Genomic DNA, 26,067 nt, shown 5'->3' on the forward strand with positions numbered 1-26,067 from the left:
TAGCGATGACGGCGACATGACGGGCCGACGGCCACGCCGCCGGACAACCTCCAGTGACACCCGCACGACAGCACATTGCCCGGCGTCAGATAGACCGCCACCCACAGGCGCGCCTTCTGCCACCACGTCACGACTGCCCACCAACGCCGAGCGACCGGCACGCCCGGACCAGGCCCTCCCCCTCGATGGCCATGCGCATCACCCAGCCGGTCACGATACGGCCTGCAGCCGCCAGCGCCAGGTCCCCGGCGCATGCTCGTCCTCGTCCTGCCACACCGAGTGCAAGGGATAGACGCCTCCACCAGGCGGGAACGCCGTCAGACTCACGGTGCCGCGGCGTGGCGCCGTCATGGTCTGGCCAGTGCCAGGTGCCGCCGCGGCGTTCCACCTCGTCCTGCACGACCGCCCGGGCGAAGTACAGGCCGTCGGGATTGAGCACACACAGGCCGACGTGACCAGTGTGCAGGCCGCCCCCGGGGCTGTCCTGGCGGGTGTCCACGGCGGTCACGATCGCCGCGCGGCACACGCTCGGGAACGCCTGGCTGCCGTCCGGCCTCGCGGGCGTGCCGTGGGAGACGTAGTGCACCATGGCGCAGACGGTGGGCGCGGCAGCATCGCAGGGCTGGTTCATCAGGTGCTCCCTTGTTCGAGGCTCGGGCTGGTGGGGGCGGCATGCCGGGAGCGTGCCGGCTTGATCCGGGCCCAGGCCGCACGCAGCCCGCGACGGCGCGGCTGCCAGGCCGGCCAGGCGGGAGTCTGGGACCAGAACGCGTCCAGGAGGAGTCTCACAGCGCCTCCCGAGGTCCGGCGGCGTTCCGTCCCGCCATACCGGAGACCGGGGCTGGGGCTGGGCCGGTTCCGGCGCACACGCCCTCGCCGACCGCGGCGAACAGCAGGTTGGCCCACGCCCGCCACGCCTGCAGCTCCTCCTGGTCGGTCCCCTCCGGGCACTGAGCGCACCAGCCATGCGCGTAGTGCGCGCTGGAGCAGTGCATCCGGGCGGGCGCCGCCTGGCCGATGGCAGGCGCGGCCACGATGCGGTAGCCGGGATGACCGCAGCGCCGCGCGCACTGCATGCTGATCGGAACCTCCTGGGCGCAGGCGTGCAGCCGCGCGCAGATGATGTCCCAGTCGTGGCCGTCGGCCTCGCACTCCCGGCGGGCCAGCTCACGGCGAGCCTCGGCCAGGGTGTAGCGCCCGTTCCCGGCATCACGGGCTCCGGGGCCGGGCGGGGTGTAGCGGTCCAGGTCGATGCCGGTGGCCAGCAGCGTCTGCCGGCACAGGCCGCATACCCCCGGGCCGCCGCAGGCGGCGATCATCGTGGGGGCGCCGCGGGCGGCATGGACGACCAGCAGCCGCTCCACCTCGCAGACGTGGCAGGACTGGGGGCCACCGCAGTCTGCTGCCAAGCCGTCAGGCAGTGGGATGACGTGCCCGTGGGTGCCGAGCGGAGCGTGCGCCAGCACACCGGCCGGGGCGGACGCGTTGAGCATGGGCGGCTCCTAGTGCAGGTCGTCGTCGAGATTGATCGCGGCCAGCCCGACCAGGTAGGAGGCGGCGGCCGCCGCCGCGGTGATGACGAAGGCCGGGCTGTCGCCGGCGTGATGGGCCCACGCCAGCACGGGCGGCGCGACCAGCAGGCCGCTGGTCCACGGACAGCCGAGCAGGTAGGCGCGCAGGGAGTGCGGGCCGTACCTGTCGTCGAGCCAGTCGCGAGCACGCCGCAGGACGGGATCGCTGGTGAACAGGCGCACCAGCCGGGCCACCAGCCCGAGCGCCAGCAGGAAGGCCGTCAGCGTCATGTGTGCCCCGGTCAGCTCTGGACCGCGTAGGCGGCCGGTTCTGCGACACCGAGCGCCATCACGAGCAGCAGCACGACGAGCTGGGCGGCCATGAGTTCGAGCAGCAGCCACAACTGCCAGAAGATCCAGACGACGAGCACGGCGATGGCGGTCATGCCGACCGCGGGCAGGACGAAGCGGCGCAGGACAGACACGGGGTTTCCTGGGAGCAGGGGCGCAGATTGGTGGTGCGACAACCCTACAAGGCCATGAGGGATATCAGTCGAGTGTCAGGGTGCATCTACGGATGCGCGTCGCGCGTGGCCGGCCACTGTCGAGGACCGGGTGTGGCCGGATGTGGAAGGATGCGCCAGGCCGGGCGGGACGCAGACGTGTCGGCGGTACGTCAGCGGCCCGCCCAGGACCACACACGCTCCCGAGTCTCACAGGCGGATGAGACGCCAAGCGTCGGGCTCGTCGAGGTCGTGCACACGCAGCGCGTGCCCGAGGCACATCTCGACGCTGTCCCCCGTGGGGGCGATGACCCGATGGGTGCACGGTTCGGTGCAGGGCTGGGCCAGCCGGTCGTAATGCCAGCGGCGCTGGCAGCGGTCGTCGGTGCACCAGCTGCAACCGTCGGCGGAGGCCAGGCGCGCGCCGTGATCAGGGCAGAGCCCCCACCCGACCGGGCACCTGCTCACCACGGGGAGGCTGTTCAGCGCGCCGGCGGCAGCGAGCAACTGCCGGGCGGCCTGCTCGCACAACCGGCCTGCGGCGCGCAGCCGGCCTCGCGGGCCGGCCGGGACCGACAACACCCTGATCTGGGCGGTCACGTCGCGGAGTTGCCCGGCCAGCCGGTCGACCGCCTCTGCAGCGGTGACAGGCCGACGGCGGGCGAACTCCCGTATAGCGTCACTCATGGCCCATGCCGTCCCGTGTGGAACGGCGCCCACCGCCCCGCTCGTGGCGGTGGGCGTGTAGATGCGTCTCCAGCTCGGCGGCAGCCCGTTTCAGGTTGTGGGCGAGCACGCCGGCATCGGTGTGGGCGTCGGCCAGCCGCCACCAGGCGCGCGCACGCTCGGGCAGGCGCGCGGTCAGGGCGGCCACGTCACGCGCGATCGCCTCAGCGCGGTCGCTGAGCCGCTGCAGCGCCGCGGCCTGAACGTCGATCGGGTTCAGGGCGGTGCGGTCACCGGGCGTCGTTGGGGCGGTCACGTCGGGAAGTCCTCTCCATTGAGCAGGCCCAAGGCGCGGCTGAGAGCGGCGGCCAGGTCGTCACGGTGAGCGGCGGAAGGTTCGAGCGCGTGGATGAGCAGTGTGGCGTCATGGACGCTGAGGGCGGCTATCTCGACGCTGCCCGTCGCGGCCTTGCGGGCCGGCAGGCTCATGGTGATGCGTGGCTCGCCGGGGCCGTGGTTGGTGTCGGTGCGGACGATGTTGACCCGCAGGGCGGGGCGGAGGTGTTCCGGCCAGGGAACCAGGGCCGAGTGTGTGACGGCCTCCAGGCTCGGCGCGCCGGTGGTGCAGGTGAGGCCGTGGCACCAGGCGGGACATGGCACCGGCTCCGGGCCCGGCTGCGCGTGGGCGACGCACGTCAGCGCCTGCGCCAGGTCGTCGACCAGCCGGGCGGGCTGCAGGCGGCCGTCGGGTGCGACGGTGGTGGCAGGCACGCGGAACGCCGCCCGGCCTCTGTCAGGGTCGAAGACGGCCGCGACGCGCGCGATGACCGCGCCCTGCTCGTAGACGTCGTAGCAGACGCGGCCGGGGGCTTGGCTGAGGCATGCCTCCAGCGCGCGGCCACACGCTCGAAGGGGCAGCCGGGGGCCGGTGGTGAGCAGCAGCTCGGTGACGGCCGGGTGCACGTCCGTGTGTGTCACGTGGCGCCGCCGGCAGTGCCGGGGACGGCGGGGGGCGTCAGCAGGTGCAGGCGTCCTTCCGAGGCGTGGGCCGCGGCCGCGGTGACGAGCCCGGCCAGGCTGCCGCACAGCTCGGCCGCGTCGGCGGTGGCCTCGGCCATCCGGCCGAAGGCGGGGATGTCACGGTCGGCCGCGCGGGCCATGGCGCGGGCGTGGGTACGGTCCAGGACTGCGCCGACGTTCCACAGCAGGGTGTTCATCCACGTGAGCAGGACGGTCTCGTCGTCGAAGTCGCCCAGCAGCAACGCCAGCTGCAGCACGTCCAGGAGCCGGTCGGCGCGTGCCGTCAGCTCGGCGGCCTCGAGGGCGCCGCCGTCCAGGACGCGGGCGGCCGGAGGATCGGGCAGCAGCAGGAGGACCTGAGCGAGCGCGGCGTCGCGGGTGGGCCACACGGTTGCCGCCAGGTGCTCGTTCATGGCGGGCCGCGGGCCGGTCAGGTCGACCCAACCGGCGGGAGACCATGCCTGGCTGCCGTCCCGCCGGGTGATGATCCATCCGCCCGAGCGGGGGCGGCCCTGCAGGGTCAGCGGCCCGATCCGGAAGGTGGTGGCGTAGGCGAGCAGTTCGTCGGGCAGCTCGTGCGTTGCGGTGGCGTGGGCTGGCGGGTTGGTGGTGTCCATCCTGGCGGCCCCTTCCTCCCCCGGCCGGTGCGGGGGATGTCGTGAGTGGATCAGCGGGTTCCGGCGCGGGTGCGCCGGCGTGTCATACGGCGGTCGTGGTGAGGCCCTGCTCGGCCATGAGCTGGGCGTGCAGGCGGGGGTAGCGGGAGGCGTCGCAGGTCCAGCCGTAGGCGGTGCGGCCGTCGGGCAGTTGGATGGGGCCCCAGTGCTTGCCGCCGGTGACCCGGCTGTTGTGCTCGGCGTGGCGGGCGGTCCAGCCGAGCCTGCGCAGGACCTCGCCGCCCCAGTCGATGACGTCCTTGGCGCGGGCGGCCTCGTCTTTGATGTAGTGCCAGGGGTCGTCGGGGGCTTCGGGGGTGACGTGCTCGGTGGCGGCCTCGATCAGCGGCTCCAGGGCCGGCGCCAGGTCGTTGACGGCCTCCCCGATGCGCAGCAGCCACGTGCCGACCTGCGTGCCGTCCCGCTCGTCGCCGAGCTGGCCGGTGGTTGCCATGCGGCGGACTGCGGCCGCGGCGGCCTTGAGCGTTTGCAGCAGCGCCCAGGCGTCCGTCGGCATGACGGGCACGAGGAGTTCCTGTTCCAGCGCATCGATCATGATGGAGTCGTTGGGGCCCGGCAGCTTGTGTGCGCGCAGCTCGGCGATCGCCATGGCGGTGACGGCCTGGTCGCGGCTGTAGACGCCGGGACGGCCGGAGACCGTCCAGCGGCCGGGGCCGATGAGGGTGGCGGTGGTGTCGCTCATGTCGCTGGTCATTCGGTCGTCGCTGATGGTGGTGGCCATCGGTCCTCCTGTCAGTCGAGCAGCTGGAGCAGGGTGTGTGCGGCGGGGTCGAGGGCGAGCATGGTGCCGGCGGCGAGAACGGCGATGAGCAGCACGGCGAGGACGGCAGCGTTGAAGGGCAGGCACGGCGTGGAGCGCTGTGGTGGGGTGCCCTGCCGTTGGGCGTGCGTCAGGAGCTGCAGCGTGAGCGACCAGGTGAGCGCGATCGTCGTCAGCGCGAGCACGGGCCGGCTCCGGCGGGCGCGTCGGTGATGTCACCGGTCGGCGAGAGGTGCAGGGTGCCGCTGTTGAGGCCGCTGGCCACGGCTCGGGCCTCTCGGCGGCTGGTGAGGGTGGCGACGTCACGGTCTTCGTGGCCGTCGTAGATCCGGGTGTGGCCGGGGCCGTAGTGGTGCACGGTGTAGCGCGGTTCGCGGGGGTTGTGCTGGGTCACTGTGGGGCGCCCTTCCTGTGCCGGTCCGGTGATTCCGCCACCTGCCCGCCCCCTGCTTCGCGGGGTGGGTGCCGTACGCGCCGCCGGGCCAGGAGGGGGACCCGAGTCCGAGTGCCGGTGGTGTCCAGCAGTTCGGTGGAGCGGTCAGCGGCGACCACTGCTTGCATAATGAACACTACGCTCGGGGGGTAGTGTCACGCAATACATGTCACCTATGACATGGCGTGCTGCTGTTATGTCACTTCGTGATCGGCCGGGCGCGGCCTCGGGGTGAGGGGCAGCGTCGGCGGCGAGAAGCGCCGGGCCGGTCAGGCCGACGCGGCCGGGGTGTCGCTGCGGTCACTTGGGACGTCGATGACGTGCCACGGGTCGTCTTCGCTGCTGCGGGGCAGGCGGCCGACGAGGACGACGTCGGCGGCCAGGCCGTAGCCGCGCTGGCTGTAGGCCATGCCGTCCATGTTGTGCAGGGCGTGGGCCAGGCCCAGCTGGTCGACGACGACGACGCGGCCGCGGCGGGTGGTGTAGCGCAGTGCGAGTTCCACCGGTTCGGTGTGCGCCATGTCCTCGGCGGCCAGGGCGCGCTCGATGCTGACGCGCTGGGGCGTGAAGGGTTCGGCGGCGGGGCCGGCGTGGCGGTCGCATCGGGGCTCGGCTGTGTAGATCTCGCTGCCGGGAGTGCGTTCAAGGTGGGTGCCGACGGCGCCACAGCGCGGGCATCTGAGCTGGCGGGCGAGTGGCGCCTGTGACCGGCTCAGCTGGCGGGTGCGGATGGCTGCCAGCGCCAGGCTGGTGCCGCAGGAGGGAAGGTGGCGGCACGGCTGGAGGGTGGCGGAGAAGGGCTGCTCGCTGACGAGGTGCACGTGCTGGTGCGCCACGAGCGGCAGGAGCCCTGCCGCGACGGCCGGCGGCGCTGTCTGGGCCGGCTGGGCCGGCCGGGCCGGCTGTGAGGTGCCGGCCTCCGGTACTGGGGGCGGCGCCGGGATCTGGCCGGCGGCGCGGGCGCATCCCCGGCACAGGGCGTTGGTCTTGTCCGGTTTCGTGTCCCAGTTGGCGGTGTTGCCGCACAGGCTCCGTTTGGGGTTGTCGGGCTGCGCGATGTGCCGGAAGGTGCCGTTGGCGAAGGTCAGGTAGCGATGCGGGCGTCCGCCGGCGGCTTTGGCCTTGCGCGGGGCGGCCTTGCGCGGGACGGCGGGAGGGTCCATGGCCGGCATCGGTGCCTCCTTGGCTGCCGTGAGGTGGGGGCGGGGGCTGGGGTGCCCGCCCAGCGGCGCGCATGGGCGGGGAGTGTGGGCGTCCCACCCGCCGCGGACGGGTGGGACGCCGGGGCCCCTGCTCGCGGGTCGTCCCCCGCCCCTCAGCTGGGAGTACGACCTGCACACGCGGCCGGGGCCGGGGCGCCACCTCCTGGGCCAGGGGCCGGTCTGCGCTCCGGCGCGGGCAACCAGGAGGTGGCGGGCTTGTGGAGGTCCGTCAGACGGACATCTCGAACCACACGGACTTGCGGCCGGTTTCCAGGCTCCAGCCGACGCCCCAGGCATCTGCGAGCTGGTCGACCAGGTTGAGGCCGCGGCCGCGGGTGTGAAGGATGCTGGCCTGGTGAGGGACCACGAGGCCGAGCGGGCCGTGGTCGGTCACCTCTCCGCGCACCTTGCCCTCCAGCCGCTCCAGCCCGAAGGCGACGGGCGGAAGGGCGTGGACGAGAGCGTTGGTGACCAGCTCGCTGACGACGATCAGCGCATCGTCGATCTTTTCGGCGGTCGCGCCCCATTCAGTCAGCGTCTGCCGGGCCAGCCGTCTGGCCAGGCCCGCGGACTGCCGCTGGGTGGGCAGCGGCCAGTGGGTGGGGGTGGGGTGGTTGACCATGACAGCTCCGGATGGCTAGCCGGGCAGGGACGTGGGGGCTCTGACGGCAGTGGTTGGCCTGGGAGGCGAAACCGGCTTCAGGTTGGGAGGTGTCGAGCAGGGCCGCCAAGGCATCGGGGCTACCGGCTCGAGCGCTGAGAGGTGACCACTTGGCCTTGGCCCACCAGTGGTCACCGACCCGCCAGATGAGCCACTGGGGAAAGTCGGCACGCAACTGGGCAAGCCGCTTCCATATCGCCACAGTCACTGACCTTCACTCCCTGTAGTGGGAACTCTGTGGGCCATCCTGCTGGCGAGTAACCGAATTTGCAAGACCTAAATCAGAAGAGGCAGAATTTTGGTGTCTGGCAGGAGTTGCGTGAAACGGCGGTGTAGCCTCGCTGCACCCTGATAGGAGATCTGCGTGTCCTACAGCCCCACCGTGCGGCGCCGCCGACTGTCGGCCGCGCTGCGCCAGTTCCGCATCGCGGCCGGCCTTCACGCTGACCAGGTGGCGCGCCGCCTGGAGTGGACGCCGTCCAAGGTGACCAGAATCGAACGCAACGAGTGGAAGCTGCCGTCCGTCCGCGACGTACGGGATCTGCTGGACGTGTACGGCGTGACCGACGAGGCCCAGCGAGAGGCCATCTTGGCCCTGACGCGGCAGGCGCGGCAACGCGGATGGTGGGAGGAGTACAAGGACGTGCTCGGCGGCGCGATGCCTGGCTTCGAGGCTGAGGCGTCGGCCATTCTCACCTACGAGTCACTGCTGGTGCCGGGCCTGCTGCAGACCGCCAGCTACGCGGCGGCAGTGTTTCGAGGCGGTCAGGTCGTCATGGACGATCTGATTGATCGCAGAGTCGAGGCCCGCCTGGCACGCCAGCAGATCCTCGACCGGGTAGATCCGCCCACTCTGTGGGCGGTCATCGACGAGGCGGCCTTGGCCAAACACGTGGGCGGTGTGGAGGTCATGCGCGAGCAGATCGACCACATCATCACCATGGCGCGGCGGCCGAACATCGCCGTGCAGGTGTTGCCTAACGCAGTAGGGGCGCACGCGGCCATGGAGAACGCGTTCCGGATTCTCAAGTTCCCCACGCCTGAGGATCCCACCTTGGTCCACGTAGAGACGATCACTGGCGACCTGTTTATGGAGGAGACTGACCAAGTGTCCAGCTATACGCTGGTGTATGACCATGTGCGCGCATCGGCGCTCAGTGCCGACGCGTCGGCCGCGTACCTGGAGGATCTGTTCCGACAAATGCACTGAGGCAGGAGTCATGGACCGTACCCAAGCGTCCGAACTCATTTGGCACAAGTCCTCGTACAGCTCAGGAGCCAACGGCTCCTGCGTCGAGGTAGCGAAGGTGCCTGGCGGTGGCCGCGCCGTGCGCCACAGCAAGAAGCCCGACGAAGCCATCATCGAATACACCGCCGAAGAGTGGACTGCGTTCCTGGCAGGTGTCCGAGACGGCGAGTTCGACTGATCAACAGCCATGAGATGATGCGGGCCCCCAGGAGCATCTGGGGGCCCGTTCATGTTCCGTACCCGCGTCTACGATAGGTGCGCGGCCCCCGAAGCGGGAAGGGCCTCCCCACCAGGGCGCCATGACCCTCAGCAGGGCGCTAGACGACACGCTCTTCTCGGCGGGGGCGTGACTGGTTGCGTTCGCGCCGCTTCTGGTCCTGGTAGTTGTCAACCCATTGCACGAACGAGTACGTCACCTGCAGGCGCCTGACGATCTCATCTCGCTCAGCGCCCTTGGCGCGGAGCCGCCGCACCTGCTCGTACAGGTGGTCCTTGGCCTTGGTGGCCGCCTTGCGGGTCTTGTCACGCCGCCGCTTGGCCGCCGCCGCGTTGGCCCAGTCCTGCTCACTCGGCCTGGACGGCGGCGCGGCCGTGTTGTCTTCGCTCAGCGCGGGGATCACCGGGCGATTGTAGAGGTCCGGCACGGCGACGGCCCCCTTCACCGCGCGATACCCGTCCGCCGGGTGCCGGCCTCCGGGGGCGGCGGGGTGGAGGTCACTGCGCGGCCTCCTGCCACTGGCCGGCATCCTGGTCGTCCTCGCCGCCCCCTTCCCGTATCTCGTCCTGTTCGTCGTGCTCGTCGCCGTCCTTGGCGACGTGTCCGGGCAAGGCGAACAGCGGCCGGGATTCCTCCTTCACGCGGTATTGGCCCCAGCGCGGCTGCATGGCGTAGGCGCGGGCCAGCTCGGCGCCGCGGCCGCGCAGGTCCATGCCCTGCTCGCGCGCCAGGAACACCGTGATGCGGGCGCGGGTCAGCTTCTGCCGGTCGTCCATGGCCGGCAGTTCCGCCGGGTCGGGCAGCGCGGGCAGCTCCGGCAGCTTGTCCTCGTCGTCCTCATCGTCCTCGTCTCGGGGATCGTCGTCGCCGTCGTGCGGGTCATGCGGGTCGTGCGGGTCATGCGGGTCGGCGTGCGGGCCCTCCAGCGGGCGTGCGCTTGGGGGTGGCCCGAGCAGCGCGGTGGCGATCATGTCGGCGGTAGCCACGTGGCCGTAGGTGCGCATGAGGTCGTGCCGCACTCCGTCGATGAGCGCACGCGTGCGCTCGCCCTCCTCGTTCATGCGCATCTGCTCAGCGATCATGCGCCTGTGGTCGATCTCTGCCTGGGCGGCCATGCGCACGCGCTCGGCCTCGGCCAGCTCGGCCGTGCGCCTGTGGTCCTGCTCGGCCTTCCAGCCCTCCACGCACGTGCGCCAGTCGCTGACTCCCTCGCGCACGCCCCACCGGTAGGCGGCGAGGGTTTCGCCTGGCCACATCAGCCATCGCAGGGGCGGGAAGTCCGGTGCGCGCTGCGGGGTCACGCCCGCATCATCCAGTTTGTCCGCGTGGACGTGGCGGGAGTACATGCCCCACAGCCACGGGGACATCAGGCTGCACAGCGCCACCCCTGCGGCCTGGGGCGTTGGCCTCCAGTCGTGGGCGAACGCCGAGTAGTTGACCACGGCCATGTAGAGGCCGATGCCGTAGCTGGCCAGGCGCTTGCCGCGGGCCGGACGGCCGTTGACGAGCGCCTGGTGGCCGATCCACCCCACGGCCAGGGCGATGCACTCCAGCACGCCGGCCTTGAACCAGGCGTCCCACGTTCCGCCGTACGCCTTGCCCTGGCCCCAGATGGCGACCCCGTTGACGCCGGCGAAGGCGAGGGTGACGAACGTCCGTCCGGTGAGTGCTTCGCGGGCCTTGCGGATCAGCTTGCGCTGGTGCGCACGCCGCTCCTCGGTGTGAGCACGCTCCTCCTCGGCTTGGGCGGTCTGGAGCTTGGCGTGCGCGTCGCGCAGGGGTGCCAGTTCCAGGTCCGTGCGCAGCCGGCGCTTCTCGGCGGCGGCGTGCGCCTTGTCGGCCTCGGCTTGCGCATGGACCTCGGTGGCGTGCGCACGCGCTCGGGCGGTGGCACCGTCGGCGTGCGCCTGGTCGATGCGGGCTTGCGCCTCGGCGGCGTCGGCGAGCGCACGCAGGCGCCGGGCCTCGGCCTCCTCCGGCGTGATCTTGCGTAGGAACATCTCCATCCTCGGGGGTCGGTTAGAGGGACATGAAAGCGATGACGGCGGCCGCTGCGCACGCGTACCGGAGAAGACGCAGGGTGCGCGGGGTGTGCGAACGGCTGATGACGTAGAGCGCGGAGATGATCAGAACGACCAGGGTGATCATCGTGTGGGTGACGCCCACGGCCAGCGCTCCCAGGGTCTGGGCGCTGCTGGCGGAGATCGCCGCGGTGATGGTCGAGGCGAGGGCGGCGAGCGTTTCCAGCCACGCCACGACCAGCAGGCGGCCGCGCAGTTCCAGAGGCTCCAGGTACGAGATGTGCATGGTCGAGGTCTCCTGTCGTGACGGTGGGTGACGGACTGCTGGAGGGCGGCGGGCGCCGGGCCCGGCCGCCGGTGTGGGAGGTGTGGGTCCACGTGGCAGGCCGAGGGGTGGGGGGTCCCCGGCGGTTCTCCCGGGGGCACCCGGGGGGCGCGTGGCCTGCCACACCTCCCATACGTGAGGTGTTTGCGCTGGTGGGAGCGTCCACGGGGGTCCATGGCCCCCTGTGGACCTGCCACGTGGACCCATGCTCCCCTGTGGCAGTCAGGCGGCGCCCCATCGCGCCACCTCCTCAGGCACGTGGACCTGCCCGAGACGGATACGCTCCGTAGCGTCCTGGAGGTCTTCGAGGGCGTAGCCGCGCAGCTTGACGCCGGAGCGGCTGAAGGCGTTGGGCAGGGTTCGCACGCCCAGGGGGCGCAGCAGGTCGGCCAGCGTGTCCTGGCTGATGCCGAGCACGGCGGCCAGGGTGGCCGAGTGCATGCGGTCATCGCGGGCCTGGGCGAAGGCGTCCAGGCACGCCAGCAGGATGCGCGGCAGGTGCTCGCGGCCGTCGCCGATCGCGGCCGGGGCGGGGACCTGCTCGGCTGTCCAGGTGGGCTGTTCCCCGCCGGTGGGGAAGGCCGGGGCGCGGCTGGATGCCTGCGCGGCGATGTCGGCGGGGTTGGGCCAGTCGTCGGGGTTGTTCGGCACGACGGTGAGCCGGGGCCGTCCGCCTTGGGCCGGCGGGCTCGCAGGGGCGGTCAGCGCGGTGCTGGGCCGCTCGGCCGCCGGGCGGGGCTGGTCGTCGGTGACCGCCAGGTCGGTGGATCGGGTGAAGGCCACCCGCATGCGCTCCCACCGCTCGGCGTAGTTGCGGCCACCGATCGCGGCGGCCGGGGTGTCCACGTCGGGCCGGTTGTTGGCGATGAAGACGGCGGCCTTGCCGACCATGTTGTAGCGGGGGTCGTGCGGCTCGACGTCTTCGGGGAAGAGGTTGCCAGCCTTGAAGGGGCGGGTGCCGATCTCGGGCGACTGGACGAAGCCGGTGCCCGGCCCGTACAGGTCTTCCACGGAGATCGGGGCGCCCCAGCCGAACAGGTAGTTCAGCTCTTCCTCGTCCATGACGAACATGCCCATGCGCAAGGTGGACTGCTTCTTTATGTTGGCCGCGATCGTGTCCTGGGTGGCGCGCAGGGCGGAGACGACGACGTTGACGGCCGCGTCCCGGCCGACCCGCTGCAGTTCCTCGAGCATTTCGCGCAGTTCGACCTTGGCGGGGTCGCGGTTGCCGGGGGCGAGGAATTCCGCGCCCTCGTCGGCGAACAGGGTCAGGGCGGGAGGGCCTTCGCCGGCGGCGCCGGTGCCGATCGGCATGAGCGACGCGTTGTGCTTGATCTTCAGGTGGCGGTAGGTGTGCTTGCGGTCCTTGGCCACGTCCAGCAGCCAGGCCACCAGGGCGAGCCCCTCGTCGATGTCGGCGGCGGCCCAGTCGATCGCGGGCCGGTCGGTGATGTCGTCCAGCCACGGCTGGAGCCAGGGCTGCGACAGCGAACCGGCGTTGAGGTCCAGGTGGTAGGCCAGCCCGTCGTAGCACATGGCGCACCGGTAGGTGAGGCCGTGCAGCAGGGTGGTCTTGCCGGAGCCGCGCTGACCGGTGATCAGCGCCGAGGTCTGGCGCATCCGGATGAGCACCGGCGAGCCGTCCCGGAAGGAGCCGACCGCCTTGGGCTCCTTGAAGGAACGCATCTCCAGCTTGTGGCCGAACTCGACGTCCTCGGTCAGCTTGTTGACCGTCGCCACGTGCAGGACGACCTCGTTGCGGCGGCCGCGGTCGCGCCGGTCGACCTCGACGCCGCACCCGTCAGGCAGCCGTGCCGCAGACGCGAGCTGGTCTTGGAAGTTGGCGAGCTGGCCGCGGGTGGCGCCGCCGTACATGAAGCCCGTGATGCTATAGCCGGCCTTGCTGTCCCACCAGCGGATGGACAGCACCTGCATGCGGATGCGTGCGACGTTGAGCACCCGCTGCTCCCACTCGCGGGCGAGCGCGGCGGTCTTGCGGTGCAGGATGGCTCCGCCTGCCCGGCCGGTGCTGGTGGCCGGTCCTTTGTGGCGGAACAGCGGCGACAGCACGCCCGCGGTGAGCACGCCGAGGCCGAGGCAGATGAGGCTGGTCTTGGGCAGTCCGTCGGCGACGGCGACGGTGTAGGTGAGCCAGCTGCCGGCGCCGAGCACGCACAGCAGCCGGTACAGCAGGGTGGGGGTGTGGGCGCCGATGTCGGCGGAGTGGGCGATGCTGCCCAGGCAGCACACGCCGGTGGCCACGGCGGGCACGATCACGGGCAGGTTGGCGGCCTGGGCGATGACCGACAGTGCTGCGACGCCGAGGAGTCCCATGGCCGATCCGGCGATCGGCCCGGTGGGCTGGGGGGACCAGGTGGCCCTGCGCTTGGTGGATGTGGCGGGCACTGGCCCCCCTTTCTGGTGCGAATTGGCCGGCGGTTCAGCGGCGGACGTTCCAGGCGCCTTCGTTGGTGCGCGGGTTCTCGTCGCGCTTGATGTCGGCGGCGTGGAGCTGGCGGTAGACGGTGTTGAGCTCGGCGGCGATGGCGCCGGTCTTGGCGATCGCCTGGAACAGCTCGAACAGCAGCTCGACGGCCTTGGGCTCGATCGGGTAGTGATCGAGCAGGTTCTTGGCGTAGAGCCTGAAGGCGGCGGCGATGAACTCGGGCACCTGGTGCAGTTGCCGGATGTCCTCGCCGACGTCCCACATGTCGGTGGGCCAGTAGCTGGCCATGGCGCCGACCATCTCCTGGGAGATGACGACGAGCGGGGAGACGCCGCCGCGGACGCGGGTGTTGGCGGACATGGTGCTGTACCTCCGGGTGAGGGTGAGTGGCGTCGGCGGGTTGGCGGGCGCGAGGTGCGTGGTGGCGGGCGGGGGCTCGTTGGGGGTGTTGGCCGGCGGGTCGGTGGAGGGCTGGCCGTTGCCACTGGAGCTGCCGGTGGTGAGGCTGTCGGCGGTGCGGCGGGCCCGGTTGCGCAGGGGCGTGGACAGCCAGGCCGTCAGGCCGACCAGCGCGGCCAGGAGTTCGCTTTCCCAGGCGCGGTAGTGGCCGCGCAGCGTGGTGCGGGCTGCGCGCCAGCCGCCGGCGGTGATCTGTGCCCAGGCGGTGGACACGCGCTGGCCGGTGCGGCGGTCGGCCCACAGGGCCAGGCGGCGGCCGAGGTGGCCGGCGGCCGTGGTCCATTCGGCGTCCAGGGCGCGGCCGTAGGTGCGGGCCCGGCCGACGCCGGTCCGCAGGGCGCGGCCGGCGCGGCGTGCCCGGGGCCAGCGGCCTGGGGCCTGGCGCGAGCCTGTGCCGGGAGGCCGGCCGAGGTCTGGGCGGCGGCGGCTGCTGGGGTCGCGGGGGAAGGTGTATCGGCCGCGGCCTCGCGGTCCGGGGGCGGTGCGGAAGGCACCGGCCCCTCCCCTGCCGGAGCGGCCGGGGCTGCCGGAGCGGCCGCCGGTGGCGCGGGGGCCGCCGCTGGCGCTCGAGCCGCCCGCGCGGCGGCGGGCGGAGCCGGCCATTCCCAGAGCGCTTGACCGGCTACGGCGGCCGGGCGTGCCGCTGCCGCTGGGGCTGGGGCTGCCGAAGGTCATGCGCCGCTGGTTGCCTCTGCCGGAGCGGCCGGTGCCGAGGGTCAGCCCCGCTAGGCCGGCGCCGCCTCGGGCGGTGCGCCTCGGCCCGGTGGCGGGGCCGGGGCGGCCGTCGCGGGGGTGGTTGCGGTGGTGGCGGTAGTAGCCGAGGGCGCCGGCTCCTGCTGTGGCTGCCCCTCCGGCCCACAGCAGCGCCGTGGTGCCGACGTACTCGGCCAGGGCCCAGCCGCCGAGGACGACTGCGGACGCGCCGAGGATGGCGATCTGTCCCATGGGCAGGCCGGTGTCAGGGTCGTCGTCGGGGTCGGCGTCTTGTTCGTCGGGCTGGTCGTCGGGGTCGTCGTCGGCGTAGGAGTGGGAAACCTCGACGACCTCCTCGGGGTCGGCTGTGGCGCCAGTGGTGTCCGCGGTGTCGGCGGCGGGGGCGGGGGCGGGGGCGGGGGCGGGGGCGGGGGCGGGGGCGGGGGCGGCCTGGCCGGCCGGGGCCTTGGGCGGTGCGGCGCCGGGCTTGCGCGGCAGGCGGACGGTGGCACCTTCGGGCACGTCGCCGAGGTGGAAGCTGTCGCCGCTCATGAGCGCACGCAGACACCGGATGAGGGGCGGAAGTTCACTGATAGGTGTCTCATAGGGCCGGACAATAGCATGCTATTGCCGGGGGCGCGGGAATTGCAGTCCACACTAAAGACGCGCGCCGGGCGTTTTGCGCTACATGACGGATTTGAGTGACGCGAGAAGAAAAAAGCCCCACCCAGGCCGCATCATGGTCGCGGCCCGGACAGGGCTATGAAACGAATCTAGCGGCGGGCCCGGCGCTGGAGCATCCGGCGCCGCCGCGGCACCCGGACCGGCTCGGTGAGCGCCTGGCGGCGGTCGAGGCAGTAGAGCCAGCCGAGCAGAACGGCGCAGGCGTGGACGAGGTCAGCTCGCAGAAGATCGGGACGAGGTTCGGCCAGGACCGCGGTGGCAGCCTCCCTGGCCAGGTCCGCCCAGGTCAGATCGCCCCGTTCGCGAGCGTCATCGGCGACCATGCGGGCCACGTCCCAGTCCAGGGTGTTGTTGACGCCTCCGGTGCCGTCAGGCAGGTCACCGCGCAGGTCGAGCTCACCGAACGCCCGCACCACGTCCTTGGCGGTGCGGGCGTTCGGCGTCCGGCGCGTGCTTCTCACCGGTGCGCACCCCCGCGCGCGCACCGGTGAAGCCACGGCCGGAGCCGGCCGCCTGACGGGGCGGCCCGGCGGGCCCGGCCTGCCACGCCTGGCCGCAGCCGCTGGCGCGGCAGGGTCATGAACAACCCGCCGCGTACAGGGCCAGGAAGCTGCCCGCGTGGTAGCCGACGATGAGAGCGGCGAACAGCGTGACAGCGACCAGCGCGGTGACAGGGTGCAGGGCGATGCCCAGGCCGCGGCTCCGTGAGCGGCGGCGTTCCCCACCGGGGGCGCCGGTGACCAGCAGGTGCCAGCCGTCCAGGACGGCCCCGCCGCGCGCACTCAGGACGGCCGCCGTCCAGCTGACGCCGCAGGCGGCGGCCAGGACGACACCGACCAGGCTGTCAGCTCCCATGCCGCTCATGCGGGCACCGGCGCCACCTGGCGGCCGAGGTCGACCGGCCTGCGCAGGGAGGCCTCGACGGGCCCGGCGGCGGGCGCCGGCGACGGCTGGGATGCTCCAGGGCCGGACGACGCGGAGGGGGTGGCCGGGCCGCTCCGGCCCAGGGCCTCGGCGAGCGCTCCTTCGCCGGGCGTGGACGCCTCCCAGTGGCAGTCGATGGCCAGGACGGTCTCGGTACGCACATAGGCGGTCGTCGTTCCGCCCGAGACGAATTCGATCCAGTGGCCGTCAGCCCCGATACGGAAGTCGTCGGCCCAGATCTTTTTCGGTTCGATTTCGGGCAGGTTGTAACCGACGACGTAGTACTTCACGGAAATGCTCTCCTCTTCGATTCGAGCCCTTTCCCTGGCGGCGCGGTGGCGGGGGTGGCGGAGGAGTGCGAATGCCTTACAGGGCCGTGGTCGCGAGGGTGGGCCGGGGGCGGGCTTGGGCGCAGATGGGGCAGCGGTCGATGGTGCCGTCGTAGGTCCACCCCTTGAGGGAGGCGTGGGCGCGCGCGGCGTCGACGTCGGCGACTTCGGCGCGGTACCGGGCGGTACATGAGCCGTCGTCGTCGATCTGCTGCTCGCAGGAGAGAACCACAAATGCACTCACTGTGACAACCCCTTCGCGCAGAGTCAGGTTCGCGTCACGGGCTGGTGGTGTCCATGACGCGGGTGGCGTCGAGGCCGTGCCTGCCGCCGGAGGGCGAGGGGGGCGGGGCGGCCGTGGAGCTCGCCGGCGCGGCCGGCGGGTCGGGCAAGCGCGTGCCGGGCGGATCAGTGATGGGGGGGCTGGACGGGCGCGGGTCGGGCAGCGGGGCCGGCTTGGTGGTGATGCGGTCCCAAAGGGCGCGGGCGAGCCCGGCGCGGGTGAGGGCGGTCTCGGGCTGGGCCAGCTCAGCGGGGGGCACGCCCATGATCGCGGCCGCCACGAACGGGTCGCCGGGGTGGCTGTCGAGCAGGTCGTAGTCCAGGGGCGGGGGCGCGATGGCGTCGAGGCCGGCATGGCGTGCGGCGGCGTACCAGCCGTGGCGCAGGCCGTACATGGCCCAGCGGGCGGCGGGGGTCATGTCGTAGCTGGCGGCCCAGGCGGCCAGCTGGCCGAACCCGGTCAGGTAGCGGGACAGGAAGGGCAGGTCGTGGGCGGGGTCGACGGTGACGACGGTGGCACCGAACAGGTGCTTGGAGACGGTCGTGGCCACGGTGCGCGGGTCGACGGCGGTGGCCACGCCGCCGAGCTGGTGGTCGATGGCGACGGCGTCCTCGGCGTACTGGGACTGGGGGCGGTCGAAGTACTTCGTGCGCTGCAGCTCGGCGGGGTCGGCGTCGGGCAGGCGTGTGGGGCGGATCCACCAGGCGTGGGTGGTCTCGCGGCCGGTGTCGGCGCGCTCGATGAGGGCCAGCTCGACCAGCTCGTGGCGGCGGTGGTCGTTGCCTGTGCGCGTGGTCGCGAGGAACACGATGCGGCTCAAGTGTGCTCCACCAGTCTCAGGTGGTGTCGCCGGGCGGCGATGCGCCGGCTGACGTCCAGCTTCCGGGTAGGGGGGTGGCTGGCGAAGATATCCGTCCCGGAGTCCAGGCGCACGACGACCGCGATGGCGCCGGTCGAGGTGGGGTTGACGGAGCGGACGCGGCCGGGGGCGAGGGCGTCGTGGATGTAGTCGTGCTGCTGCAGGTCGGCGGCCTCGACGAAGTCGCGGATGACGCGGGCCATCGTTCTCCCTGGTCACGGGTGCCCGGGGTGCGGCGGGCCGGGACGGCGAGCGCGGAGTACAGGGGTTGGTGCGGGGCTGGGTGCTGTGGCCGCGCCGGGGGTGGCCGAGGGCAGGGCGGCCTCGCGCCTGTTTGCATGATGGACACTACGGTTAGGTGGTGGGGCGCAGCAACCTGTGACAGGTCTAGGTGTGGGCTGGCCTTGGAAAACAGAAGGCCCCGAAACTCTTGGTGAAGAATTTCGGGGCCTTACTGAACTTGGGCGTGTTGGGCGTTTCCCGCGCGGAACGGGCACTCCGCCTACTCATCCCCCTGCACGGTCTGGACGAAGACGATGATCGCCTCGTCACTGGCCATGCGTTCCGGATTGCGCTCGATGGCGCTTTCGATCATCGACGCCAGCATGCGGGCATCAACCATCGGCACTCCTCGATGCCGGAGGGGCGGCCTCCGGACCTCGTGGGCGCGCTGCTTTCCCCCAGGATCTACAGCGGAATCAGGCTAACCCTTCACACCTCGCCATGAGGGAATTACTCACGATTACCCGATCACTTCCACACGAAGTTAATGCGTTCGGGCTCGAACTCGTTGTTGCCCCGCATGATCACCGGCCCGACGGTGACATGGTCGAGCACGGCCATGATGAGCGCCCGCTGCTGCTCCATGCTGGTGTTCTCGTCCAGCCACCATTCGGCCAGCGCGGCCGGAGTGGTGGGCAACTGCGCAGGCAGGCCGGCCAGCCGCTCCGCCTCGACGATCTTGCCCTTCAGCTTGCGGATGTCGTCCTGCAGCACGTTCTGCGCGGCACGGAAGGCGATCGGGTCGATCTCACCGCGGGCTCGTTCACGGCCGAGCTCCGCCAGGCGCTCCTCCAGCTGCGCGATGCGCTGCGCCGCCGACCCCTCGGTGCCGGGCGAGGCTGCCGCGACAATCTTCTGCCTGACCTTCGGGGAGGCGTAGTGGGCCAGGACCTCGGCGGCCACGTACGCCTCGAACTCCTCGGCCATGATCCGTATGCCGCCACAGCCGGCATACGGCGGCCGCTTACGGCACACGTACCCGCGGCGCTTGCTGTTGGACGGCTGGGCCTGCAGGCGGGCGCCGCACTTGCCGCACAGCGCGATACCGCCGGACAGCAGGTAGGTGCGGCGCTCGTCGAACGTCCGCCGGCCCGGGTCGGTCAGGAACGCCACGATCCTGGCGTGCTCCTCGTCGGTGAACACCCGCGGGAAGACCTCTTCGGCGACCACCTCGCCGCGGTACAGGCGGCGGCCGGTCAGGCGCGGATTCTCCAGCAGGCGGCGCAGCGCGGTCTGGGTCCAGTCCTTTCCGGTGCTGGATTTGATACCGCGCTCGGCGAATTCACGGACCAGGGACCGCATTGATTCCGGATTGGGCGGCAGAACGCGTTCGGCCGCCTCCTTGATAATGTCGACCTCTTCCGCGATGAGTTCTTTATCGTCTTCCGAATAGCCGTAGCACCTCATGCCGCCGCTATGCCTCTTCCCGGATCGTGCCAGCGCCGCATATGCGGTCTTCATTTGCTCGACTTTGTGTTCGCCCTGATAGGCCCCGTAGTTGGAGAGCATGCGGGCGAACAGCCTGCCTGCCGGGGTGGTCAGGTCGATGTCCCCGTGCAGCGACGCGAAGATGGTGCCGTGCGCGTCGTGGATGTCGACGAGCTCCTCGAACTCCTTGGGGCGCCGCGTGTAGCGGTCGACGTGGTAGGCGCCCACGGCCTGGATGCGGCCCCTCTTGGCGTCGGCCTGCATCCGCCTGTACTCGGGCCGCTGCTTGCGCTTGGTCATCCGGCCACTGGCGGGGACGTCGTTGTCGACGTAGATGTCGATGATCTGCCCGTCGGGATCCCACACGGAGATGAGCCGTTGCCTCACCTCCTCGATCTGGGCGCCGACGCCGATCTCCTCCAGCTCCGTGCCCTTGCGCTTGTCGGCCGATAGGCGTGCGTAGATGCCCCAGCGAAGGCCGGTGCGTTCCAGTCGCGCCATGGCGGCTACCGCCCGCCACCGCGGCCTCTGCGGCAGGTATGGGGCGGGTGGTGGCCGGGGGCGCCGGCCGAGCTGGCGGGCGGGGCGCCAGCGCCGTGGCGGCGGGGAGGGGCCGAGGGGAGCCGGGGAGCGGCCGGGGCCGCCGGTGGGCGCGGGGGGCGGGGAGGCCCGCTTGAGGCTCTGATTGAGCCACTGAGGGGCTGAGAGCCCACGGTGCGGCTCTCGGGGCGCACGGGGGGCCGATCGGCGCGCACGGGGCCGTAGGGGCGCGCACAGATGCCTTGGGGGACGTGCATCCAGTCTCCAGCGGGCGCGTCAGGTGATCGAGGGGCGGCCTCAGCGTATGACGTACCACTGCAGATCTGGATCCCCCCTAGGGCGTTTATCCCTAGGTGCAAAGGGAAAGTGCCGCGTTCACCTAGGGTCTCGCCCTAGGTGAATATTAATACATGGGGTTCGCCATCGCCACCACCTGACCGTCGTGCCCGGCGACCAGCGAGAAGCCCCTGCCGCGGTCGCAGAGCCGGTCGAACGTGCGCGGCGGGAGCGCGGGCATCGAGGTGAAGTAGCGGAACCTGCGGGCCTCGGGCGAGCACCTGTCGTGCAGGTCGCGCACGGCCTCGCGGTAGATCGTGGTGAGCGGCCGCACGGTGACCTCGGCGCCGTCGGCCAGTTTCAGCGCGTGTTCGGACGGGGTCTGGCCGGGCGCGGGCTGGGCGAGGCGGGCGAAGGAGGCCGCGCGGGCGGCCTCGGTCAGCGTGAACGGCAGCCCGGTGCGGCGCAGGCGGACCGCGCGCCGCCGCGCCACGGGCACGACGAGCAGGGTCGGGTCGGGGAGGTCGTTCACCGGTTCACCGTAGATCCACCGGGCGTCGTCCGCGCGCAGCAGCTCGGCCAGCAGCTCGGGCAGCCGCCAGGGCATGGAACGCAGCCGGGAGGCCAGCAGCAGCGCCCTGGTCGGCTCGTCGGTCAGCTCGTGGGCGGTGGCGGGGACCACCTGGACGCGGCGGCCGCCGGCGGCCTCCAGCGCCTCGCGGACGGCCTCGGGGCTCGCCGGGATGTCGGCCACGAACTCGTCGACCGTGCCGTCGGCGTCGGACTGGACGCTCAGGCCGAGGATGTTGCCGCCCCTGGCGGCCAGGGCCGAGGCCAGCGAGGCCAGCCGTCCGGGTCGCTCGTCCACCGTGGTCCGGATGCGCAAGAATCCCATACGAGGAGCATGCCTGGGACGTGTTACATGCCCGCTACCGACGGGTTTCATCACGAATTTCGTCGTGAGATGCGCCACCTAATCCCGATATAGCAGGATATGGGGCCATGAACGCGCGAGTTCCCTTGTCGTCCGGATTCGTCAACGGTGACGTGTCCTTCTGGTACCGCTCGTCCGGGGTGCCGGAGCCCGGTCCGCGACTCGACGGCGACCTGCAGGCCGACGTGGCGATCGTCGGAGCCGGCTACACGGGGCTGTGGACCGCGTACTACCTCAAGAAGGCCCGGCCCTCGCTCCGGGTGGTGCTGCTGGAGCAGGAGTTCGCCGGGTTCGGCGCCTCGGGACGCAACGGCGGCTGGCTGACCGGCGACCTGGCCGGCTCCCACGAACGGTACGGCTCGGACGCCCGCCGCCTGCAGCGGGAGATGTACGCCTCCATCGACGAGGTCATCGCGGTCTGCGAGAACGAGTCGATCGACTGCGACATCGTCAAGGGCGGCGTGGTGAACGTGGCCCGCACCCCCGCCCAGGCCGACCGGCTGCGCGCCTCGGTGGCCGCCGCCCGCGCCTGGGGCATCGAGGAGGCCGACCTGCGCCTGGCCGACCCCTCGGAGCACGTACGCGTGGCGGGCGCCCTGGCGGCGTCCTGGAGCCCCCACTGCGCCCGCATCCAGCCCGCCAAGCTGGCCCAGGGGCTGGCCGGGGCCGTACGCAGCCTCGGCGTCCCGGTCTACGAGCGCACCCCGGTCACCGAGATCGCCCCCGGCCGGGCGGTGACCCCGTACGGGACGGTCACGGCGGCGTACGTCATCCGCGCCACCGAGGGCTTCACCGCCCGCCTGAACGGCCTGCGCCGCCAGTGGCTGCCCATGAACAGCTCCATGATCGTCACCGAGCCGCTCCCCGCCTCCTTCTGGGACGAGGTCGGCTGGCGGGGCGCCGAACTGCTCGGCGACCTCGCGCACTACTACATGTACGCCCAGCGCACCGCCGACGACCGCATCGCCTTCGGCGGCCGGGGCCGTCCCTACCTGTACGGCTCCCGCATCGACGCCCGCGGCCGCACCCACGAGTGGACGGTCGAGGCCCTGTGGCGCCTCCTGGTCGACTTCTTCCCCGCGGCCCGCTCCTCCTCGGTCGCGCACGCCTGGTCGGGCGTGCTGGGCGTGCCGCGCGACTGGTGCTCGACCGTGCACGTGGACCGCGCGACCGGCCTGGGCTGGGCCGGCGGGTACACCGGACACGGCGTGACCACGACGAACCTCGCCGGACGCACCCTGCGTGATCTCATACTCGGGGAGGAGACGGAGCTGACGTCCCTGCCGTGGGTGGGGCGCAAGGTGCGCTCCTGGGAGCCCGAGCCGCTGCGCTGGATGGGGGTGCACGCGATGTACCGCCTGTACCGGGTGGCCGACCACCGGGAGCGTTCCATGCCCCGCACCTCGGCCCTGGCCCGCTTCGCCGACCTGATCACCGGCCACTGACCCCGCACTGACCCCGCACTGAGAACCGCACTGAGAAAGGGAGAACCTCCATGAACATCCTCTTCCGTGGTGGAGGCGCCTTCATCGGCGGCGCCGTGCGGCGCGACGCCGTGCTGGTGCGGGACGGGGTGATCGCCGCCGTCGGCCCGGAGGGCGAGCTGTCCCGCAGCGCCCCCGGCCACGACACCGTCGATCTGGACGGCGGCCTGCTCACCCCGGGCTTCATCGACGCGCACATGCACCCGGTACAAGCCGGACTCGAACGAGCAAAGTGCGACTTGTCAGAGATTTTCGGCCTAGACGCCTACATTGCCAAGATCTCCGACTACGCCACGAAAAATCCAGAAAAAGAGTGGATCGACGGCGGAGGCTGGGACATGTCAGCCTTCCCCAACGGCCTCCCCCACCGCTCTCAGCTCGACTTCCTCGACCGGCCGGCCTACCTGATCCAGCGTGACCACCATGCCGCCTGGGTCAACTCCCGCGCCCTCGACCTGGCCGGCATCACCCGCGACACCCCCGACCCCGCCGACGGCAGGATCGAGCGCGACGCCGACGGCACCCCCTCGGGTGTGCTGCACGAGGGCGCGATGGACCTCGTCGGCCTGCTGGCCCCCCGGCCCACCGCCGAGGACCAGGCCCGCGCGCTGGCCGAGGCCGAGCGGCACCTGTTCTCGCTGGGCGTCACCGGCTGGCAGGACGCCATCGTGGGCTCGTACGCCGGCTCGGACGACCAGCTTCCCACCTACCTCGACGCCGCCCGCGCGGGCCGGCTGCGCGCCCGCGTGGTGGGCGCGCTGTGGTGGGACAGGACGCGCGGCGAGGACCAGATCGAGGACCTGGTCCGCAGGCGGGCCGCCGCCGAGGGGCTGGACCGGTTCGCCGCCACCTCGGTCAAGATCATGCAGGACGGCATCACGGAGAACTTCACCGCCGCGACGCTGGAGCCGTACTGCCGGTGCGGCGGCACGGGCCTGTCCTACGTCGATCCCGGCAAGCTCAAGCGGTACGTCGCCGAGCTGGACCGGCTGGGCTTCCAGGTGCACTTCCACGCCATCGGCGAACGCGCCGTGCGCGAGGCCCTGGACAGCTTCGAGGGCACCGACCCGGCCAACCGCCACCACATCGCCCACCTGCAGATCATCGAGCCCTCCGACGTGCCGCGCTTCGCCGCGCTGGGCGTCACGGCCAACCTGCAGCCGCTGTGGGCCACCCACCACGCCCAGATGGACGAGCTGACGCTGCCGTTCCTGGGTGAGCCGCGCTCGTCGTGGCAGTACCCCTTCAAGGATCTCCAGGCGCACGGCACCCGGTTCTGCGCGGGCAGCGACTGGCCGGTCTCCGACGCCGACCCGATCCAGGGCATGCACGTGGCGGTGAACCGTACCGAACCGGGCGGATCGGTGCACGCGGGCTACCCGACGGCGCAGACGCCGTTCCTGCCCGGCCAGCGCCTCGACCTGGCCACGGCGTTGAGCGCGTACACCGAGGGGTCGGCCTGGATCAACCGCTCGCCGGCGGGCGTGATCGCCCCCGGCCGCCCGGCCGACCTGGTGGTGCTCGACCGCGACCCCTTCGAGCTGCCCCCGGCCGACATCTGGACGACGCGGGTGCGCATGACGTTCGTCGACGGCGTGGCGGTGCACGGCCGGTGACGCGCGAAGGGCCCCGGTGACCAGCACCAGGGCCCTTCCGCCGGCTCGCCTACCAGGGGGACTTGTTGTTGCGCAGGCGCTCCAGTGCCTCCTCGAGGATCGCCTTGCCGTCCTTGTCGCTCCGGCGCTCCTTCACGTAGGCCAGGTGCGTCTTGTACGGCTCGTTCTTGGGCGGGGCAGGCGGGGCCTCCTCGTCCTGTCCGGCTGGGAGGCCGCAACGTGGGCAATCCCACATCTCGGGGACCGCCGCGTCGCTGGCGAAACTGGGGCGCGTCTCGTGCATGTTGGCGCACCAGAACGAGACCCGCACTCTCGGAGCTGCCTCGCCGCGCTCGGCCTCCCCCATAGGGCCGGCGCCGACTCGGCTGCCACGGATCGCGTTGCCACTACCCACGGATGAACTCCTCGCTCGATCGCCCCGCGTCGTGACACGGGGGGAGAATCACTGTCACGCGTTAATCAGTTGTCTCAGGGCCGCATGAGCAGGCCGAGAGCGATGATGCAGACGAACCAGACGGTGCCCGTGATGACGGTCAGCCGGTCGAGGTTGCGCTCCACCACCGAGGAACCACCGAAGTTCGACGAGAAACCGCCGCCGAACATGTCAGACAGGCCGCCACCCTTGCCCTTGTGGAGCAGGACGAGCAGGATCATGAGACCGCTCGCCAGGATGAGGGCGATGGAGATTCCGATTTCCACGGTATGCCTGTTCCTTCAGTGCTCTGTTACGCGTGACGATTCAAACTTGCCTCTTGAGGGTACGGCCTGGTGTCAAGTCGCACCCTCAGAACGACTCAGTTAGCCAGGCAATTCGGAGAATCGGCAGATCTTGGCGAACTCCCCGGCATCGATGCTGGCACCGCCCACGAGCGCGCCGTCGACATCGGGTTGAGCCATGATCCCCACGATATTGCCGGACTTGACCGAGCCACCGTAAAGGATACGGACCGCGGAGGCCACTTCGGGGTCGTAGAGCTCCGCGAGTCTGACCCGCAACGCTCCGCAGACCTCCTGGGCGTCCTGCGGGGTGGCCACCTCGCCCGTGCCGATCGCCCACACGGGCTCGTAGGCCACCACTATCGATTTTGCCTGCTCGGCGCTGATTTTGCGCAGGGCGCCGTCGAGTTGACCGAGACTGTGCGCGATGTGGCCGCCCTCTTGGCGCACGGCCAGGCCCTCGCCGACGCACAGGATGGGCGTGAGCGAGTGCCGGTAGGCCGCCTGCACCTTGGCGTTGACGAGGTCGTCGTCCTCGCCGTGGTACTGGCGGCGCTCGGAGTGGCCGATGACCACGTACGTGCAGCCCAGCTTGGCCAGCATGACGCCCGACACCTCGCCGGTGTAGGCGCCGCCGTCGTACTGGGACAGGTCCTGGGCCCCGTAGACGATGCGCAGCTTGTCGCCGTCGACCAGCGTCTGGACGCTGCGCAGGTCGGTGAAGGGCGGCAGGACGGCCACCTCGGCCTTGTCGAAGTCCTTGTCGCTGAGCGCGAACGCCAGCTTCTGGACCAGGGCGATGGCCTCAAGGTGATTGAGGTTCATCTTCCAGTTGCCGGCGATGAGCGGCTTGCGCTGCTGGGCCACC

The 26,067-nt window shown here is 71.5% G+C and carries 33 protein-coding genes; 4 read left to right on the top strand and 29 right to left on the bottom strand.

All coding sequences use genetic code 11. The features are described 5' to 3' along the window. Positions 1–127: 127 nt before the first annotated feature. The 13 genes from ACIBQ8_RS36025 to ACIBQ8_RS36085 form a co-directional block, all read right to left on the bottom strand. Positions 128–631: a hypothetical protein gene (locus ACIBQ8_RS36025; protein ID WP_397194279.1), complete on the bottom strand. Its 504-nt coding sequence runs from the start codon at positions 629–631 to the stop codon at positions 128–130. Between the two features lie 154 nt (positions 632–785). Beyond that, positions 786–1,493, bottom strand: a complete 708-nt coding sequence (locus ACIBQ8_RS36030) for a hypothetical protein (protein ID WP_397194280.1) — start codon at positions 1,491–1,493, stop codon at positions 786–788. Between the two features lie 9 nt (positions 1,494–1,502). Then, the gene (locus ACIBQ8_RS36035; RefSeq protein ID WP_397194281.1) at positions 1,503–1,802 is read right to left on the bottom strand and encodes a hypothetical protein; all 300 of its coding nucleotides are present in this window, start codon (positions 1,800–1,802) and stop codon (positions 1,503–1,505) included. A gap of 11 nt (positions 1,803–1,813) precedes the next feature. Then, on the bottom strand, positions 1,814–1,996 hold the full coding sequence (locus ACIBQ8_RS36040; protein WP_397194282.1) for a hypothetical protein: 183 nt from the start codon (positions 1,994–1,996) through the stop codon (positions 1,814–1,816). 228 nt (positions 1,997–2,224) lie between these two features. Continuing rightward, positions 2,225–2,701, bottom strand: a complete 477-nt coding sequence (locus ACIBQ8_RS36045; RefSeq protein WP_397194283.1) for a hypothetical protein — start codon at positions 2,699–2,701, stop codon at positions 2,225–2,227. Continuing rightward, positions 2,694–2,996 (bottom strand): hypothetical protein, encoded by a 303-nt coding sequence (locus tag ACIBQ8_RS36050; protein WP_397194284.1) that lies wholly within the window; start codon positions 2,994–2,996, stop codon positions 2,694–2,696. Before ACIBQ8_RS36050 ends, ACIBQ8_RS36045 begins: the two co-directional genes overlap by 8 nt. After that, on the bottom strand, positions 2,993–3,658 hold the full coding sequence (locus ACIBQ8_RS36055) for a hypothetical protein (protein WP_397194285.1): 666 nt from the start codon (positions 3,656–3,658) through the stop codon (positions 2,993–2,995). Before ACIBQ8_RS36055 ends, ACIBQ8_RS36050 begins: the two co-directional genes overlap by 4 nt. Then, entirely contained in the window at positions 3,655–4,317 is a 663-nt protein-coding gene (locus tag ACIBQ8_RS36060) for a hypothetical protein (RefSeq protein WP_397194286.1), read from the bottom strand. Before ACIBQ8_RS36060 ends, ACIBQ8_RS36055 begins: the two co-directional genes overlap by 4 nt. An 82-nt stretch (positions 4,318–4,399) precedes the next feature. Further along, the gene (locus tag ACIBQ8_RS36065) at positions 4,400–5,098 is read right to left on the bottom strand and encodes a hypothetical protein (protein WP_397194287.1); all 699 of its coding nucleotides are present in this window, start codon (positions 5,096–5,098) and stop codon (positions 4,400–4,402) included. Positions 5,099–5,109: 11 nt separating this feature from the next. Beyond that, a complete protein-coding gene (locus tag ACIBQ8_RS36070) occupies positions 5,110–5,322 on the bottom strand; it encodes a hypothetical protein (protein WP_397194288.1) in 213 nt (70 codons plus the stop codon). Further along, positions 5,310–5,531 (bottom strand): hypothetical protein, encoded by a 222-nt coding sequence (locus ACIBQ8_RS36075; protein ID WP_397194289.1) that lies wholly within the window; start codon positions 5,529–5,531, stop codon positions 5,310–5,312. The genes ACIBQ8_RS36070 and ACIBQ8_RS36075 overlap by 13 nt, the downstream gene beginning before the upstream one ends. Positions 5,532–5,839: 308 nt before the next feature. After that, positions 5,840–6,742: a hypothetical protein gene (locus ACIBQ8_RS36080; protein ID WP_397194290.1), complete on the bottom strand. Its 903-nt coding sequence runs from the start codon at positions 6,740–6,742 to the stop codon at positions 5,840–5,842. A 259-nt stretch (positions 6,743–7,001) separates the two neighbouring features. Then, the gene (locus tag ACIBQ8_RS36085; RefSeq protein ID WP_397194291.1) at positions 7,002–7,394 is read right to left on the bottom strand and encodes an ATP-binding protein; all 393 of its coding nucleotides are present in this window, start codon (positions 7,392–7,394) and stop codon (positions 7,002–7,004) included. Positions 7,395–7,797: 403 nt separating this feature from the next. Between ACIBQ8_RS36085 and ACIBQ8_RS36090 the strand changes: the two genes are divergently transcribed. Both ACIBQ8_RS36090 and ACIBQ8_RS36095 read left to right on the top strand, forming a co-directional pair. Further along, entirely contained in the window at positions 7,798–8,643 is an 846-nt protein-coding gene (locus ACIBQ8_RS36090; protein WP_397194292.1) for a helix-turn-helix domain-containing protein, read from the top strand. A gap of 10 nt (positions 8,644–8,653) precedes the next feature. After that, positions 8,654–8,860 (top strand): DUF397 domain-containing protein, encoded by a 207-nt coding sequence (locus ACIBQ8_RS36095; protein WP_397194293.1) that lies wholly within the window; start codon positions 8,654–8,656, stop codon positions 8,858–8,860. Between the two features lie 139 nt (positions 8,861–8,999). On the opposite strand, the gene ACIBQ8_RS36100 is transcribed toward ACIBQ8_RS36095, so the two are convergent. The 13 genes from ACIBQ8_RS36100 to ACIBQ8_RS36160 form a co-directional block, all read right to left on the bottom strand. Then, on the bottom strand, positions 9,000–9,302 hold the full coding sequence (locus ACIBQ8_RS36100) for a hypothetical protein (RefSeq protein ID WP_397194294.1): 303 nt from the start codon (positions 9,300–9,302) through the stop codon (positions 9,000–9,002). A 94-nt stretch (positions 9,303–9,396) separates the two neighbouring features. Then, a complete protein-coding gene (locus ACIBQ8_RS36105; RefSeq protein WP_397194295.1) occupies positions 9,397–10,899 on the bottom strand; it encodes a hypothetical protein in 1,503 nt (500 codons plus the stop codon). A gap of 19 nt (positions 10,900–10,918) precedes the next feature. Beyond that, the gene (locus ACIBQ8_RS36110; protein ID WP_397194296.1) at positions 10,919–11,206 is read right to left on the bottom strand and encodes a hypothetical protein; all 288 of its coding nucleotides are present in this window, start codon (positions 11,204–11,206) and stop codon (positions 10,919–10,921) included. A 261-nt stretch (positions 11,207–11,467) separates the two neighbouring features. Beyond that, the gene (locus tag ACIBQ8_RS36115) at positions 11,468–13,651 is read right to left on the bottom strand and encodes a hypothetical protein (RefSeq protein WP_397194297.1); all 2,184 of its coding nucleotides are present in this window, start codon (positions 13,649–13,651) and stop codon (positions 11,468–11,470) included. Positions 13,652–13,685: 34 nt separating this feature from the next. Next, entirely contained in the window at positions 13,686–15,395 is a 1,710-nt protein-coding gene (locus tag ACIBQ8_RS36120) for a hypothetical protein (protein ID WP_397194298.1), read from the bottom strand. Positions 15,396–15,616: 221 nt separating this feature from the next. Continuing rightward, positions 15,617–15,988: a hypothetical protein gene (locus tag ACIBQ8_RS36125; RefSeq protein WP_397194299.1), complete on the bottom strand. Its 372-nt coding sequence runs from the start codon at positions 15,986–15,988 to the stop codon at positions 15,617–15,619. A gap of 115 nt (positions 15,989–16,103) precedes the next feature. After that, positions 16,104–16,382 (bottom strand): hypothetical protein, encoded by a 279-nt coding sequence (locus tag ACIBQ8_RS36130; protein ID WP_397194300.1) that lies wholly within the window; start codon positions 16,380–16,382, stop codon positions 16,104–16,106. Positions 16,383–16,387: 5 nt separating this feature from the next. Then, complete coding sequence (locus tag ACIBQ8_RS36135) at positions 16,388–16,741, bottom strand: hypothetical protein (RefSeq protein ID WP_397194301.1); 354 nt, start codon at positions 16,739–16,741, stop codon at positions 16,388–16,390. 76 nt (positions 16,742–16,817) lie between these two features. Further along, positions 16,818–17,024 (bottom strand): hypothetical protein, encoded by a 207-nt coding sequence (locus ACIBQ8_RS36140; protein WP_397194302.1) that lies wholly within the window; start codon positions 17,022–17,024, stop codon positions 16,818–16,820. 34 nt (positions 17,025–17,058) lie between these two features. Then, entirely contained in the window at positions 17,059–17,883 is an 825-nt protein-coding gene (locus ACIBQ8_RS36145) for a hypothetical protein (protein ID WP_397194303.1), read from the bottom strand. Further along, positions 17,880–18,125 carry a hypothetical protein gene (locus ACIBQ8_RS36150; RefSeq protein WP_397194304.1) on the bottom strand — a complete coding sequence of 82 codons (246 nt, stop codon included), beginning with the start codon at positions 18,123–18,125 and terminating at the stop codon, positions 17,880–17,882. The genes ACIBQ8_RS36145 and ACIBQ8_RS36150 overlap by 4 nt, the downstream gene beginning before the upstream one ends. Before the next feature lie 547 nt (positions 18,126–18,672). Continuing rightward, positions 18,673–20,133, bottom strand: coding sequence for a recombinase family protein (locus ACIBQ8_RS36155; RefSeq protein WP_397194305.1), 1,461 nt, complete (start codon positions 20,131–20,133; stop codon positions 18,673–18,675). Positions 20,134–20,575: 442 nt separating this feature from the next. Next, the gene (locus ACIBQ8_RS36160) at positions 20,576–21,343 is read right to left on the bottom strand and encodes an ACT domain-containing protein (RefSeq protein WP_397194306.1); all 768 of its coding nucleotides are present in this window, start codon (positions 21,341–21,343) and stop codon (positions 20,576–20,578) included. Between the two features lie 107 nt (positions 21,344–21,450). Between ACIBQ8_RS36160 and ACIBQ8_RS36165 the strand changes: the two genes are divergently transcribed. Further along, positions 21,451–22,827, top strand: a complete 1,377-nt coding sequence (locus tag ACIBQ8_RS36165) for an NAD(P)/FAD-dependent oxidoreductase (protein WP_397194307.1) — start codon at positions 21,451–21,453, stop codon at positions 22,825–22,827. A 50-nt stretch (positions 22,828–22,877) separates the two neighbouring features. Continuing rightward, entirely contained in the window at positions 22,878–24,482 is a 1,605-nt protein-coding gene (locus ACIBQ8_RS36170; RefSeq protein WP_397194308.1) for an amidohydrolase, read from the top strand. 49 nt (positions 24,483–24,531) lie between these two features. Here ACIBQ8_RS36170 and ACIBQ8_RS36175 read toward each other — a convergent pair whose 3' ends face one another. From ACIBQ8_RS36175 to tpiA, 3 genes are all read right to left on the bottom strand, one after another. Then, positions 24,532–24,876, bottom strand: coding sequence for an RNA polymerase-binding protein RbpA (locus ACIBQ8_RS36175; RefSeq protein WP_082310244.1), 345 nt, complete (start codon positions 24,874–24,876; stop codon positions 24,532–24,534). Between the two features lie 74 nt (positions 24,877–24,950). Beyond that, positions 24,951–25,181: a preprotein translocase subunit SecG gene (gene secG, locus ACIBQ8_RS36180; RefSeq protein ID WP_090942947.1), complete on the bottom strand. Its 231-nt coding sequence runs from the start codon at positions 25,179–25,181 to the stop codon at positions 24,951–24,953. A gap of 99 nt (positions 25,182–25,280) precedes the next feature. After that, positions 25,281–26,066, bottom strand: a complete 786-nt coding sequence (gene tpiA, locus ACIBQ8_RS36185; protein WP_397177191.1) for a triose-phosphate isomerase — start codon at positions 26,064–26,066, stop codon at positions 25,281–25,283. Position 26,067: the final 1 nt, after the last annotated feature.

It is taken from the genome of Nonomuraea sp. NPDC049646 (genome assembly GCF_044465525.1).
Classification (GTDB): Bacteria; Actinomycetota; Actinomycetes; order Streptosporangiales; family Streptosporangiaceae; genus Nonomuraea.